14 protein-coding genes are annotated in these 13,108 nt (G+C 58.4%); 3 read left to right on the forward strand and 11 right to left on the reverse strand.

Annotated features, from left to right (window positions below; translation table 11 throughout):
• Positions 1 to 54: 54 nt before the first annotated feature.
• Positions 55 to 966 carry a 5-dehydro-4-deoxyglucarate dehydratase gene (gene kdgD / locus C9383_RS10450; RefSeq protein WP_060754922.1) on the reverse strand — a complete coding sequence of 304 codons (912 nt, stop codon included), beginning with the start codon at positions 964 to 966 and terminating at the stop codon, positions 55 to 57.
• A 232-nt stretch (positions 967 to 1,198) separates the two neighbouring features.
• Here kdgD and C9383_RS10455 point away from each other — a divergent pair, with 232 nt between their 5' ends.
• The gene (locus C9383_RS10455) at positions 1,199 to 2,353 is read left to right on the forward strand and encodes a hypothetical protein (protein WP_060754921.1); all 1,155 of its coding nucleotides are present in this window, start codon (positions 1,199 to 1,201) and stop codon (positions 2,351 to 2,353) included.
• A 3-nt stretch (positions 2,354 to 2,356) separates the two neighbouring features.
• Here C9383_RS10455 and C9383_RS10460 read toward each other — a convergent pair whose 3' ends face one another.
• From C9383_RS10460 to rplM, 8 genes are all read right to left on the reverse strand, one after another.
• A complete protein-coding gene (locus tag C9383_RS10460; protein WP_090366777.1) occupies positions 2,357 to 3,106 on the reverse strand; it encodes a FadR/GntR family transcriptional regulator in 750 nt (249 codons plus the stop codon).
• Between the two features lie 158 nt (positions 3,107 to 3,264).
• Positions 3,265 to 3,684, reverse strand: coding sequence for a ClpXP protease specificity-enhancing factor (locus C9383_RS10465; RefSeq protein ID WP_060754919.1), 420 nt, complete (start codon positions 3,682 to 3,684; stop codon positions 3,265 to 3,267).
• Between the two features lie 17 nt (positions 3,685 to 3,701).
• The gene (locus tag C9383_RS10470; RefSeq protein WP_060754918.1) at positions 3,702 to 4,319 is read right to left on the reverse strand and encodes a glutathione S-transferase N-terminal domain-containing protein; all 618 of its coding nucleotides are present in this window, start codon (positions 4,317 to 4,319) and stop codon (positions 3,702 to 3,704) included.
• 149 nt (positions 4,320 to 4,468) lie between these two features.
• A complete protein-coding gene (locus C9383_RS10475) occupies positions 4,469 to 5,248 on the reverse strand; it encodes a cytochrome c1 (RefSeq protein ID WP_060754917.1) in 780 nt (259 codons plus the stop codon).
• Complete coding sequence (locus C9383_RS10480) at positions 5,248 to 6,459, reverse strand: cytochrome b (RefSeq protein ID WP_060754916.1); 1,212 nt, start codon at positions 6,457 to 6,459, stop codon at positions 5,248 to 5,250. Before C9383_RS10480 ends, C9383_RS10475 begins: the two co-directional genes overlap by 1 nt.
• On the reverse strand, positions 6,459 to 7,055 hold the full coding sequence (petA, locus tag C9383_RS10485; protein WP_060754915.1) for a ubiquinol-cytochrome c reductase iron-sulfur subunit: 597 nt from the start codon (positions 7,053 to 7,055) through the stop codon (positions 6,459 to 6,461). The genes C9383_RS10480 and petA overlap by 1 nt, the downstream gene beginning before the upstream one ends.
• A gap of 266 nt (positions 7,056 to 7,321) precedes the next feature.
• On the reverse strand, positions 7,322 to 7,714 hold the full coding sequence (gene rpsI, locus C9383_RS10490) for a 30S ribosomal protein S9 (RefSeq protein WP_016971570.1): 393 nt from the start codon (positions 7,712 to 7,714) through the stop codon (positions 7,322 to 7,324).
• A gap of 14 nt (positions 7,715 to 7,728) precedes the next feature.
• A complete protein-coding gene (rplM, locus tag C9383_RS10495; protein ID WP_060754914.1) occupies positions 7,729 to 8,157 on the reverse strand; it encodes a 50S ribosomal protein L13 in 429 nt (142 codons plus the stop codon).
• Between the two features lie 248 nt (positions 8,158 to 8,405).
• Between rplM and C9383_RS10500 the strand changes: the two genes are divergently transcribed.
• Positions 8,406 to 9,446, forward strand: coding sequence for an NADP(H)-dependent aldo-keto reductase (locus C9383_RS10500; RefSeq protein ID WP_090366779.1), 1,041 nt, complete (start codon positions 8,406 to 8,408; stop codon positions 9,444 to 9,446).
• Between the two features lie 113 nt (positions 9,447 to 9,559).
• Here the strand turns inward: C9383_RS10500 and C9383_RS10505 are convergent, their stop codons facing one another.
• Positions 9,560 to 10,696 carry an acyl-CoA dehydrogenase family protein gene (locus tag C9383_RS10505; RefSeq protein WP_060754912.1) on the reverse strand — a complete coding sequence of 379 codons (1,137 nt, stop codon included), beginning with the start codon at positions 10,694 to 10,696 and terminating at the stop codon, positions 9,560 to 9,562.
• 220 nt (positions 10,697 to 10,916) lie between these two features.
• Here C9383_RS10505 and C9383_RS10510 point away from each other — a divergent pair, with 220 nt between their 5' ends.
• A complete protein-coding gene (locus tag C9383_RS10510; protein WP_174554048.1) occupies positions 10,917 to 11,837 on the forward strand; it encodes a GlxA family transcriptional regulator in 921 nt (306 codons plus the stop codon).
• A 132-nt stretch (positions 11,838 to 11,969) separates the two neighbouring features.
• On the opposite strand, the gene zapE is transcribed toward C9383_RS10510, so the two are convergent.
• Positions 11,970 to 13,064, reverse strand: coding sequence for a cell division protein ZapE (zapE, locus tag C9383_RS10515; protein ID WP_060754910.1), 1,095 nt, complete (start codon positions 13,062 to 13,064; stop codon positions 11,970 to 11,972).
• Positions 13,065 to 13,108: the final 44 nt, after the last annotated feature.

A 13,108-nucleotide genomic window follows, 5' to 3' on the forward strand; every position in this document is an offset into this window, starting at 1 on the left:
AAATCTTCTCCTGACGCAAAAGGCCGCTGATTGCTCAGCGGCCTTGTTGATAAGTTACTGCGGACCTTGCTGGTCGATCAGCGCCGCCAGGGCTTCGTATTCTTCCGGCAGCAAGTCGGTCAACGGGGTACGGACCGGGCCTGCGTCATAGCCGGCGATCTTGGCGCCGGCCTTGACGATGCTCACGGCATAACCCGCCTTGCGGTTACGGATATCGAGGTAAGGCAGGAAGAAATTGTCGATGATTTTGGCGACCGTGGCGTGATCGTCCTTGGCAATCGCGTGATAGAAGTCCATCGCGGTTTTCGGGATGAAGTTGAACACCGCCGAGGAGTACACCGGAACGCCCAGGGCCTTGTAGGCAGCGGCGTAAACCTCTGCAGTCGGCAGGCCGCCGAGGTAGCTGAATCGGTCACCCAGACGACGGCGGATCGACACCATCAACTCGATGTCACCCAAGCCGTCCTTGTAGCCGATCAGGTTCGGGCAACGTTCCGCCAGGCGCTCCAGCAATGGCGCAGTCAGGCGGCAGACGTTGCGGTTGTAGACCACTACGCCGATCTTGACCGATTTACACACCGCCTCAACGTGGGCGGCAACCCCGTCCTGGCTGGCTTCGGTGAGGTAGTGCGGCAGTAGCAACAAGCCTTTGGCGCCGAGGCGTTCGGCTTCCTGGGCGTACTCGATCGCCTGGCGGGTCGAACCGCCCACACCGGCGAGGATTGGCACGCTGCTGGCGCAGGTATCAACAGCGGTTTTCACCACTTGGGAATATTCGCTGGCGGCCAGGGAGAAAAACTCACCGGTACCGCCGGCGGCGAACAACGCCGTCGCACCGTAGGGGGCCAGCCATTCGAGGCGCTTGATGTAGCCCGCCTGGTGGAAGTCACCCTGGGCGTTGAAATCGGTCACCGGAAAAGACAGCAGACCGTGGGAAAGGATGGACTTCAGTTCTTGTGGATTCATTATTCGAACACCCTGGGCAAAGACTTCATGTGAAAGGTATTGTTGGTTTTCGTGATGTCGTACGTCATCGTACAACTATAAATAAATTCGTCAACCGCAATTCATCAGGCTGCAGTGCGCGGGGTGTCTGGACGAGCCTTCTTGACGTAGGAAAATTTTCCTCTATCTTCAAATTAACTGTATATACATACAGTTATCAAGGAAGATTCCTACGACATAGCAAGGAGCTAACATGTCAGATCTTGAATTCGCAGCACCCGAAAAAAGCCCGCCGACATTGCGCTTCGAAGGGGGTGAACACACCGCCATCGGCGATGACACCCTGTTGCGCTTCGTCAAAGGCGCTCCGGCGATTCCCGCCCACCAGGTCGAGTTGCACCTGCCCAACGGCCTCGCACTGACGTATGGCCAAGTGATCGCCCTGGGCGGCGACTTCTATGGCATCCCCGGCCAACCCATCAGCGATGGCGCGTCCCCTGCCGACCGTGTGCAACGCTTCACGGCAGCGTTTAACTCGCTGGCCGTGCTGCCGGCCTCACGGGAAGAAGCCAAAAAAATTCTCGCGGTGATGCAAAAGGAGATCAACGCGGTCAACCAGGCCATCAAGGACGGCAAGCAACCCCATGAAGCCTATGACGCTCTGGGTGATACGTTGTCTGAAGAATGGAACCGAATCACCGGCGGCGGCAGTGCGGTTTCGGCGCTGATCCCGCTGGGACGCTACCTGAAACTGGCGGCGGACAATGCCGATCACTTCGGCGAATGGGCGCTTTCGGCCTATCTGGCGGGGCACACGGCGGCACTTCAACAAGCCGTCGTCGCCCATCAGACCGGTACCGACCAGGCATTGGAGCTGGCGTATGCCATGAACAGTTTCGCCGATCACTTTTTGACCGACCTGTTCTCCGCCGGCCATTTGCGTGTACCGCGCAAACAATTGGCGGCCGTGGTGACGCCGGGCGATCTGGGTTCGCTGATCAGTCGTTTCATGCACGACGAAGACAGCAAATTCGGACTCAACGTACGCAATGCCATGGGTGATCAGTGGCACGCCTATGGGGACAAACGCTACTTCGATGCGATTGACGCGGCCAATCGCGTACAGGTCAAACGTGCGGTACAGGCTTCAGCGGATGAGATCTTCGACACTTTTATCAGCGGGGTCGCGCCCTCTCCGGCCAACTTCAAGGCACCGCTGTATGTGCCGGACCTGAATGCCGCGCAGAACCCGGCGAATAACTTCTCGCCGCTGTTCAAGATGGAGGGAGACAAGGTGCTGCGCCGAAAGGACGTGAATGACCTGAACGACAAGCACTGGACGAATGATTGGTGGGGGTGGAGCACCTACCTGTTGCTCAAGGACTATAAGCCCAACCAACCCGCCTGACCCTTAACCGCGCTGCGCCTGCGCCTCTTCATGGGCATGGCGCAGCCGTTCCCGGCTGTTGGTCAGATGCAGCCGCATGGCCGCCCGCGCCGCATCCGAATCCTGCCGCGCAATCGCTTCATAGATTTCTTCGTGCTCACGACTCAAGCGGCTCATATAGTGCTGCTGGTCATCATGGGCCAGGCGCGCCGAATTCAACCGTGTGCGCGGAATGATGCTGGTGCCCAGGTGGGTCATGATGTCGGTGAAGTAACGGTTGCCGGTAGACAGCGCAATTTCCAGGTGGAATGCAAAGTCGGACGCCACCGCATCACCGGCATGAGCCGCGCTCTCATTCAAGGCGTCGAGGGCGGCGCGCATGGCTGCCAACTGCTCATCACTGCGACGTAGCGCCGCCAGGCCGGCAGACTCCACCTCCAGGCTGATGCGCAGCTCCAGGATCGCCAGCACATCACGCAAGGTCACGACCGTGGCCGGGTCAATCCGAAAGCCGCTGGGGCTTGGCGTGTCCAATACGAAAGTGCCGATGCCGTGACGGGTTTCCACCTGCCCTGCGGCCTGCAATCGCGAGATCGCTTCGCGCACGACCGTGCGACTGACCCCGTGGGCATCCATGATCGCCGACTCGGTGGGCAATTTATCACCGCGCTTGAGCTGGCCGTCGCGAATCTGCTCGGACAACACCGTGACCAGTTCCTGGGCAAGGCTGCGGCGCTTGCGGGGAAGACGAGGGGCGGCGTGGGCGTTATCCATGATGAATCATCTTTTTCGGCGAACTTGAGCACGCATCATAGCCCATGGCGGTTGTACGATCACCGTCCTGTCGCGACTTTCATCTTTATCATCCGCGCAAAAAAAATGCCCCGAACCAGGTCGAGGCATTTTCCAGGCAGACCTCAAGGGTCAACCCATTACTTCACCACTTTCAGACTCGGCCGGCCGCTAGGGCGCGGTGGCTCGGTATCCGGTGGTGGCACATCATCGCCATCTTCGCCTTCGATCGATTCGTCATCTGCGAGAGACGACTCCAGATCAAACACCATGCCCTGGCCATTTTCCCGGGCGTAAATCCCGAGGATGGCACCAATAGGCACGTACAGCGTATGTGGCACGCCGCCGAAACGCCCTTCGAAGCTGACTGCCTCGTTGTCCATGTGCAGGTGGCGCACGGCGCTGGGTGATACGTTCAGGACGATCTGCCCGTCACTGGCAAAACCCTGCGGTACCTGAACCGCAGGAAACTCGGAATTGACCAGCATGTGCGGGGTGCAATCGTTGTCCACAATCCACTCATAGAGCGCGCGGACCAGGTAGGGTCGACTGGAGTTCATCAGCGGCTCCTTAAGCCTTAGCGCATATCGCGTTCGGCACCAGACAGACTCGCCTGGAAAGCCTCACGCGCAAACTGGCGCTCCATGTAATCAAGCAACGGCTTGGCCGGCCGCGGCAGTTCGATACCGAGAATCGGCAAGCGCCAGAGTATCGGTAATAGGCAGCAATCCACCAAGCTTTGTTCCTCACTGAGGAAAAAAGGTTTATCGGCGAACAACGGAGAAACACCGGTCAGGCTCTCGCGCAATTCCTTACGCGCCTGCACCCGAGCGGCTTCTTTGGTACGCGAATCCAGAATCAGATCCACCAACCCGCACCAGTCACGCTGGATCCGATGGATCAGCAGGCGGCTGTTGGCACGCGCCACCGGGTACACCGGCAGCAAAGGGGGATGCGGGTAACGCTCATCCAGGTATTCCATCACCACAGTCGACTCCCACAACGCCAAGTCACGATCGACCAGAGTGGGCAAGCTGCCGTAGGGGTTCACTTCGATCAGCTTCGGCGGCTGACGGCCCGCCTCCACACTGATGATCTCTGCGCTGACACCCTTCTCGGCGAGCACGATACGTACTCGGTGGGAATAGTGGTCGGCGGGGTCGGAGTAACAGGCCAACCGATTGGTCACGCCCATGGCGGTCCTCCTCGCTTGTTGAAATTATCGAAAGCTCAAAAACGAGCGCGCCCAGTGAGCATCTCCGTAACGTCCGGTTCAACCAGACTGCTACATGTTCAGAGATGCCGCTGGGCGCGCAAGATTAACAGCAATTGCTTACGGTTGGATCAATGCACATCCTTCCAGTATTCGCGCTTGAGCAGATAAGCGAATACAAAGAAGAAAGCCAGGTACAGCAATACATAGGTACCAATACGCTGGTGCTGCAGTTTGACCGGGTTGGCCGAGTAGGCCAGGAAGGTCACCAGGTTCTTGACCTTCTCGTCGAACTGCTCTTCATTCAGCGTACCGGTCTTGGGCACGATGGTCAGTTGATCGCACGCTTCGTGGGTCAACGGCGTACCGGTCAACGGATCATATTGCTTCTTGCCGTCTTCAACGACCTGAACCTGCTTGCATCCTACCACTTGCCGGCCCTGCAGGCTTACCAGAACGTTAGGCATGCCGACGTTCGGGAACACCTTGTTGTTCACCCCCCAAGGGCGCGCCGGATCTTCGTAGAAAGATCTCAGGTAGCCATACAGCCAGTCAGTCCCACGCACGCGGGCCACCAGGGTCAGATCGGGCGGTGCCGCACCGAACCAGGCCTTGGCGTCCGCCGGCTGCATGCCGATGTTCATATGGTCGCCAATCTTGGCGCCAGTGAATACCAGCTTGTCGAGCATCACTTCGTGAGGAATGCCCAGGTCGTCGGCGACGCGCTCGTACCGCTGGAACTTGGCGCTGTGGCAACCCATGCAGTAGTTGGCGAACGTGCGTGCGCCGTCTTGCATGGCAGCCTTATCGGACACGTCGATATCGACTTTTTCCAGCTCAGGACCATGTTCGGCCGCGAAGGACAGGAGCGGCAGCGCCGCAAGCATCAAAGCAACGAATAACTTTTTCATCAGCCAGTCACCCTTTCCGGAACCGGTTTGGTCTTCTCGAGCCGGGTGTAGAACGGCATCAGAATGAAGTAGGCGAAGTACAGGAAGGTGCAGATCTGCGACAGCAGCGTACGCTCGGGGGTTGGCGCCAATACGCCGAGTACGCCCAGAATCACGAACGCGATGCAGAATATCCACAGCCAGATTTTGCTCAGCCAGCCTTTGTAGCGCATGGACTTGACCGGGCTTCGGTCCAGCCAGGGCAGCACGAATAGCAGGGCGATCGAAGCCCCCATCGCCATGACACCCATCAGTTTGTCGGGGATCGCCCGCAAGATGGCGTAGAACGGCGTGAAGTACCAGACCGGGGCAATATGCTCAGGCGTCTTGAAGGCGTTGGCCTGTTCGAAGTTGGGTTTCTCCAGGAAATAACCGCCCATCTCCGGGAAAAAGAACACGATCGAGCAGAAGATAAACAGGAAGACGACCACACCGACAATATCTTTTACCGTGTAGTACGGATGGAATGGAATGCCGTCCAGCGGTACGCCATTTTCGTCTTTGTGCTTCTTGATATCCACGCCATCGGGGTTGTTGGAGCCCACTTCGTGCAGCGCCAGGATGTGCAGTACTACCAGGCCGAGAATCACAATCGGCAGGGCTACGACGTGCAGAGCAAAGAAGCGGTTCAGGGTGATGCCGGAGATCAGGTAGTCACCACGAATCCACTGGGTCAGGTCGTTACCGATCACCGGGATCGCGCCGAACAACGAGATGATCACCTGGGCTCCCCAGTACGACATCTGGCCCCAAGGCAGCAAGTAACCCATGAAGGCTTCGGCCATCAGCGCCAGATAGATCAGCATGCCGAAGACCCAGACCAGTTCGCGGGGTTTCTGGTACGAACCGTAGAGCAGGCCACGGAACATATGCAGGTAGACAACGATGAAGAACGCCGATGCGCCGGTGGAGTGCAGCAGGCGCAGGATCGAGCCGTACTCGACGTCGCGCATGATGTACTCGACGGAGGCGAACGCCTCTTCCGCCGACGGGGTGTAGCTCATCGTCAGCCAGACGCCGGTGACGATCTGGTTGACCAGCACCAGCAGCGCCAGGGAACCGAAGAAGTAGAAGAAGTTGAAGTTTTTTGGTGCGTAATATTTGCTGAGATGGTCTTCCCACATTTTAGTCGCGGGGAAGCGTGCATCCACCCAATCCATGAACTTGCTCATCAGGCTTTCTCCCCTTGGTCGACACCAATGACAATGACACTGTCAGTCTCGTAGTGATGGGGCGGAACCGGCAGGTTCAAGGGTGCGGGTTGTGCCTTGTAGACGCGACCGGCCAGGTCGTAGTGAGAGCCGTGGCAAGGGCAGAAGTAGCCACCTACCCAGTCTTTGCCAAGGTCGGCGGGAGCAACTTCAGGACGGAAAGTAGGCGAGCAGCCCAGGTGGGTGCAGATACCGATCAGCAGCAGGATTTCTGGCTTGATCGAACGGATTTCCTTATCGACGTAAGCGGGTTGGTCGGAATTCTTCGAGTCGGGGTCAGACAGTTGACCTTCGATTTTCTTCAGATTCCCCAGGATTTCCTCGGTACGACGAACGATGAATACTGGCTGACCGCGCCACTCAGCAATCATTTGCTGGCCTGGGTCGATCTTGCTGACATTCACCTTCACCGGTGCACCTGCGGCTTTCGCCTTGGCACTGGGAAACCATGACCCCACGAACGGGACCGCAGCCCCCACCGCTCCTGCAGCACCCACCACGGATGTGGCTGCTACCAAGAAGCGACGCCGGCCTGCATTCACGCCGTCATTGCTCATTCAGTCCTCTCCCATCAGCTTTTTGGCCTGTTAAATCAGGCGTCTACTAAGTGTTGAATCTTTACTTATAAAAATTTTGACGGATGGTAATGAAAAGCCCCACGTATGACAAGGGAATTGCCCGGGGCTCCCTCTCCAAGCCTTGTAGTATAGGGGGTCTACGGATGTGGCAAGTTGTCACGGTAAAATTTCTGCATAAATCGCAGGCAATAAAAAACGCCCAGCTCCGTGAGGAGACTGGGCGCTTTTGTGGAACGTAAAGCGAATTAACGCTTCGAGTACTGCGGACGCTTACGCGCTTTACGCAGACCGACTTTCTTACGTTCAACTTCACGGGCATCGCGAGTAACGAAGCCAGCTTTGCGCAGAGCGCTACGCAGGGTTTCGTCGTAGCTCATCAGAGCGCGAGTGATGCCGTGGCGGATTGCGCCAGCTTGACCACTTACACCGCCACCGATAACGGTGACGTAGATGTCGAACTTTTCAACGGTCTCGGTCAGTTCCAGCGGCTGACGAACTACCATGCGGGCAGTTTCGCGGCCGAAGAAGTTGTCCAGGGAGCGGTTGTTGATCGAGATGTTACCAGTGCCCGGACGCAGGAAAACGCGTGCGGTTGCGGTTTTGCGACGGCCAGTGCCGTAATTTTGAGTCGCCGACATAATGAACTATTCCGTTAAAACTTCAGTTCTTGGGGCTGCTGAGCAGCATGAGGGTGAGCTGCGCCCGCATAGACTTTCAGCTTGCGAAACATATCGCGACCCAGTGGGCCCTTCGGCAGCATGCCTTTGACCGCGATTTCGATCGGGGCTTCAGGCTTCTTGGAAATCAGGCCTTCGAAGTTGGAAGACTTGATACCGCCTGGGAAACCGGAGTGACGGTAGTACATTTTGTCGCTTGCTTTGTTGCCGGTTACACGAACCTGCTCAGCGTTGATGATCACGATGTAGTCACCGGTATCAACGTGCGGGGTGTACTCAGGCTTGTGCTTGCCACGCAGACGGCTGGCGACTTCAGTGGCCAGACGACCCAGGGTCTGACCAGCGGCGTCGACGACAAACCAGTCGCGCTGAACTGTTTCCGGTTTTGCAGTAAAAGTTGTCATTCTTTAATAGCCTCAGGGGCCGCCTGTAAATTAGACGGCGGATCTTACTGAATAGTGCGTACTTTGACAAGGTCAAAGGCAGCCGGATACAGACGCTATCGGGGGCTCGGGTCGGCGCGTCCGTTCAACGGCAAGATTCTTCGGCAGGCGGCGCATCACTTCCACTGCAGAAAGAGGTGGGCAATTATGCAGATTGCGAAAAAAAATTCAACCTGCTTTTATGATTGTTTTCCCTGAAGGAGTACCCGATGGATTATCGACAGCTGGGCCGTACGGATCTGAACGTGAGCGCGATAGCCTTGGGCACCATGACCTGGGGCGAGCAGAACAGCGAGGCAGAGGCCTTTGCGCAGATCGAACGAGCCAAGGCCGCGGGGATCAACTTCCTCGATACGGCCGAGATGTACCCGGTGCCACCCAAGGCCGACACCTACGCCACCACCGAGCGTTACATCGGCAACTACTTCAAGAGTCGCGGCGACCGGGCTGACTGGATCCTGGCCAGCAAGATCGCCGGCCCCGGCAACACCATCGACTACATCCGCGACGGCCACCTGCGCCACAACCGCAAGCACATCGCCCTGGCGCTGGATGCCAGCCTCAAGCGCCTGCAGACCGACTGGATCGACCTCTACCAGTTGCACTGGCCGGAACGCAGCACCAATTTCTTCGGCCAACTGAGCTACAAGCACAAGGACGAAGACGACCTCACCCCCCTTGAGGAAACCCTCGAGGCACTGGACGAACAGGTGAAGGCCGGCAAGATCCGCCACATCGGCCTGTCCAACGAAACCCCGTGGGGCACCATGAAGTTCCTGGCCCTGGCCGAAGCGCGCGGCTGGAGCCGTGCGGTGTCGATCCAGAACCCCTACAACCTGCTCAACCGCAGCTTCGAAGTGGGCTTGGCCGAAGTCGCCATTCGCGAACAGTGCGGCCTGCTGGCCTACTCGCCCCTGGCCTTCGGCATGCTCAGCGGCAAGTACGAAGGCGGGGCACGCCCGGCAAAGGCACGCCTGACCGAGTACAGCCGTTTCAGCCGCTACTTCAACCCGCAGTCGGAGGCGGCGTGCAGCCGTTATGTGGCCCTGGCGCGCGAGCATGGCCTGGACCCGGCGCAGATGGCGCTGGCGTTCGTGACACAGCAGCCGTTCGTGACCAGCAACATCATCGGGGCTACGTCGCTGGAGCAACTGGACAGCAACATCGCCAGTGCTGACCTGAAGCTGTCCAAAGAGGTGTTGGAAGGGATAGAGGCGATTCAGAAGGATCATCCGAATCCTGCGCCTTGATTGACCTTTAGACTGCTATCGGGAGCAAGCCCCCTCCCCCATTTTGATCTGTGAATACATTCAAATGTGGGAGGGGGCTTGCTCCCGATGGGGCCCTCAACGACGCCCCCCCCTCAAAGCGCCCGCGCAATGATTTCCTTCATGATCTCGTTGGTCCCCGCATAGATCCGCTGCACCCGCGCATCCGCCCAGGCCCGTGCAATCGGGTATTCCCACATGAAACCGTAACCGCCATGTAGCTGCACGCATTCGTCGAGCACCTTGCATTGCAGGTCGGTCGCCCAGTACTTGGCCATCGCCGCCGTAGGCACATCAAGCTTGCCCTCCAGATGCAACGCCATGCACTTGTCGACGAATACACGACCGATCTGAATCTCGGTCGCCATCTCTGCCAGTTTGAAGCGGGTGTTCTGAAAATCCGCAATGGCCTTGCCGAAGGCCTTGCGCTCACGGGTGTACTCCAACGTCCATTCCAACGCAGCCTCGGCGGACGCCAGGGCGCCAATCGCCACGGTCAATCGCTCCTGGGGCAGCTCCTGCATCAAGTAAGCGAACCCCATGCCCGCCTGGCCCAGCAGGTTTTCCCTGGGCACGCGCACGTCCTGGAAAAACAGCTCCGACGTATCCTGGGCCTTCATGCCCACCTTCTCCAAACGCTTGCCCTTGTCAAAGCCAGGCGTATCGGCCTCCACCAGAAACAGGCTGGTGCCCTTGGCGCCGGCCTTGGGGTCGGTCTTGGCTACGACGATCACCAGCTCGGCCAGGAAGCCGTTGGTGATAAAGGTCTTGGAGCCATTGATCACGTACTCATCGCCGTCCAGAACCGCTGTGGTCTTGACCCCCTGCAGGTCGGAACCGGCACCCGGCTCGGTCATCGCAATGGCCGTGACCATCTCGCCCGAGATCAATTGGGGCAGGTATTTGTGCTTCAGCGCCTCGCTGCCGTAATGCAGGATGTAGGGCGCGACGATGTCCGAATGCAGAGAGAAACCGATGCCAGTCAACCCCAGGCGACTGATCTCCTCGATCACCACCGCACTGTAGAGAAAGTCCGCGCCCAGCCCGCCATACGTCTCCGGCAGATGGGAACACAGCATCCCCGCCTCCCCTGCCTTGCGCCACAAGCTGCGGTCGATATAGCCCTGCTTCTCCCATTGACTGTGGAATGGCGCCGCCTCTTTTTCGAGGAAGGTGCGCACGCTCTCGCGAAAGAGTTCGTGCTCGGGACTGAACAAGGTTCTGGGAATCATGGGTCACCTGCAAGAATTGTCGGACAAGGACGAGACCCCAGAGACTATGCCCCGATGGCGTCACGGGACACTGGACACATGCGACAAAAAATAAGACGATCCAGCCGTCTGGTGACCACTTTCCCCTATAAGAATAAATGAAATTATGTCTAACCAAATCTCCACGCCCTTGCGGCGCGTCAGCATTTTGGCCATTGATCGGGTATTTGCTTCGACCCTCATGCAAGCCAAGGATTTCTTCCACCTTGCCAGCCTGCGCTATGGCAAACAGCAGGGCCTGGGCCTGACCCCAGCGTTCGAAACGCGCCTGGTCAGCCCTGATGGGCAACCGGTGCGCAGCTTCAGCGACGTGATCATGCCGGTGGATGGCGGCCTGGAAAACGCCGACATCATTGTGCTGCCGGCTTTCTGGGATGATTTCGACGCCCTGTGCACTCGCTATCCGCAAGTGCTGCCTTGGCTACGCGAGCAACATGCCCGCGGCGCCGTACTCTGCGGCGAAGCCACAGGGGTGTTCTGGCTCGCTGAGGCCGGCCTGCTCGATGGCAAGGAGGCGACCACCTACTGGCGTTTCTTCAACGCTTTCAGCGAGCGCTTCCCCAAGGTCCAACTCAATCAGGACAAACACCTCACCGACGCCGACAACCTGTATTGCGCCGGTGGCACCACCTCGGCGTGCGACCTTTACATCTACCTGATCGAACGCTTCTGCGGCGCCAACATCGCCCAGGCCGTGGCCCGCGATATCCTCTACGAAGTGCAGCGCAGCTACGCGCCGGGGCGCATCGGTTTTGGTGGGCAGAAGCTGCATCAGGACGTGATCATCCTGCAGATCCAGCATTGGCTCGAAGAGCACTTCGCCGACAAGTTCCGCTTTGAAGACGTCGCAAGGGAGCACGGCATGAGCATTCGCAACTTCATGCGCCGCTTCCAGACCGCCACCGGTGACAAGCCGCTGCATTACCTGCAACGCCTGCGAATCGAGACGGCCAAAGGCCTGCTCTCGGGCAGCCGCAAGAGCATCAAGACCATCAGTTACGAGGTGGGTTACGACGATGCGAGTTTCTTTGCGCGGTTGTTCAGGCAGCACACGGAGCTGTCGCCGAACCAATATCGCCAGCAGTTCCAGCAAGCGGCCTGAATCAGGGATACGCACAAGGCAAATGTGGGAGGGGGCTTGCTCCCGATAGCTGGGTGCCAGTCACTGTACAGGTTGACTGATACACCGCTATCGGGAGCAAGCCCCCTCCCACAGTTTGTGTGTATAGCGTTCTTAAGGTTTGTGTCCGCGCGACAGGAATTCGTGGGACTGCATTTCGAGTAGGCGGCTCAAGGTACGCTGGAATTCGAAGTTCAAGCGGCCACCGGTATACAGGTCCTTGAGCTCGACCTCAGCCGAGATGATCAGCTTGACGTTACGGTCGTAGAACTCGTCGACCATGTTGATAAAGCGCCGCGCGATGTCGTCGGTGGTGACGCTCATCTGCTCCACGCCACTCAAGATCACCGCATGGAAAATCTTGCCCAGCTCGATGTAGTCGTTCTGGCTGCGCGGGCCATCGCAGAGTGCGCGGAAGTCGAACCAGGCCACGTCATCGCAGGTGCGCAGCGCGATGATTTCGCGGTTCTCGATCATCAGCTTGTCGTTTTCCACCGCCTGGGTGCATTCCGGCGTCAGCGCACGGAAGCTCTTTTTCAGGCTCTCGTGGGCCGCTTCGTTCAGCGGGAAGTGGTACAGCTCAGCTTGCTCAAGGTGACGCAGGCGGTAGTCGACGCCACTGTCAACGTTGACGATCTCGGTGTTCTGCTTGATCAGCGCGATGGCCGGCAGGAAGCGCGCACGTTGCAGGCCGTCCTTGTACAGGCCGTCGGGCACGATGTTCGAAGTGGCGACCAGGGTCACGCCGTTCTTGAACAACTCTTCCATCAGGGTGCCGAGGATCATGGCGTCGGTGATGTCGGAGACGAAGAACTCATCGAAACAGATCACCCGCGCTTCTTCGGAGAAGCGCTTGGCGATGATGGTCAGCGGGTTCTTCTCGCCCGGCAGGGTCTTCATCTCTTCGTGCACGCGCTTCATGAAGCGGTGGAAGTGGGTACGGACCTTTTCCTTGAACGGCAGCGCTTCGAAGAAGGTGTCGACCAGGTAGGTCTTGCCCCGGCCGACGCCGCCCCAGAAGTACAGGCCCTTGACCGGCGTGCGGTCTTTTTTGCCAAACAGCTTGCTGAGCATCCCTGGCTTGCTTTGCGAGGCCGCGAGCAGGTCGTCGTACAGGCGCTGCAAATGACGCACCGCGGTTTCCTGGGCTGCGTCATGGAAGAATTCAGGGCGCTTCAGATCAGCTTGATATCGTTCTAGGGGCGTCATAATTTCGTTAGCAAGGCAACAAAAACGGGCCGTCACTGTAGCGA

The sequence above is a fragment of the Pseudomonas palleroniana genome, from assembly GCF_003031675.1.
GTDB lineage: Bacteria > Pseudomonadota > Gammaproteobacteria > Pseudomonadales > Pseudomonadaceae > Aquipseudomonas > Aquipseudomonas palleroniana.

Excerpts from the sequence above, each read along its gene's own strand:
- C9383_RS10465 (WP_060754919.1), bottom strand. The coding sequence starts at position 3,684 with ATGAACTCCAGTCGACCCTACCTGGTCCGCGCGCTCTATGAGTGGATT.
- C9383_RS10480 (WP_060754916.1), bottom strand. The coding sequence starts at position 6,459 with ATGAGCAAGTTCATGGATTGGGTGGATGCACGCTTCCCCGCGACTAAA.
- C9383_RS10475 (WP_060754917.1), bottom strand. The coding sequence starts at position 5,248 with ATGAAAAAGTTATTCGTTGCTTTGATGCTTGCGGCGCTGCCGCTCCTG.
- C9383_RS10510 (WP_174554048.1), top strand. The coding sequence starts at position 10,917 with ATGCAAGCCAAGGATTTCTTCCACCTTGCCAGCCTGCGCTATGGCAAA.
- rpsI (WP_016971570.1), bottom strand. The coding sequence starts at position 7,714 with ATGTCGGCGACTCAAAATTACGGCACTGGCCGTCGCAAAACCGCAACC.
- C9383_RS10505 (WP_060754912.1), bottom strand. The coding sequence starts at position 10,696 with ATGATTCCCAGAACCTTGTTCAGTCCCGAGCACGAACTCTTTCGCGAG.
- C9383_RS10470 (WP_060754918.1), bottom strand. The coding sequence starts at position 4,319 with ATGGGCGTGACCAATCGGTTGGCCTGTTACTCCGACCCCGCCGACCAC.
- C9383_RS10455 (WP_060754921.1), top strand. The coding sequence starts at position 1,199 with ATGTCAGATCTTGAATTCGCAGCACCCGAAAAAAGCCCGCCGACATTG.
- C9383_RS10460 (WP_090366777.1), bottom strand. The coding sequence starts at position 3,106 with ATGGATAACGCCCACGCCGCCCCTCGTCTTCCCCGCAAGCGCCGCAGC.
- C9383_RS10500 (WP_090366779.1), top strand. The coding sequence starts at position 8,406 with ATGGATTATCGACAGCTGGGCCGTACGGATCTGAACGTGAGCGCGATA.
- kdgD (WP_060754922.1), bottom strand. The coding sequence starts at position 966 with ATGAATCCACAAGAACTGAAGTCCATCCTTTCCCACGGTCTGCTGTCT.
- zapE (WP_060754910.1), bottom strand. The coding sequence starts at position 13,064 with ATGACGCCCCTAGAACGATATCAAGCTGATCTGAAGCGCCCTGAATTC.
- petA (WP_060754915.1), bottom strand. The coding sequence starts at position 7,055 with ATGAGCAATGACGGCGTGAATGCAGGCCGGCGTCGCTTCTTGGTAGCA.
- rplM (WP_060754914.1), bottom strand. The coding sequence starts at position 8,157 with ATGACAACTTTTACTGCAAAACCGGAAACAGTTCAGCGCGACTGGTTT.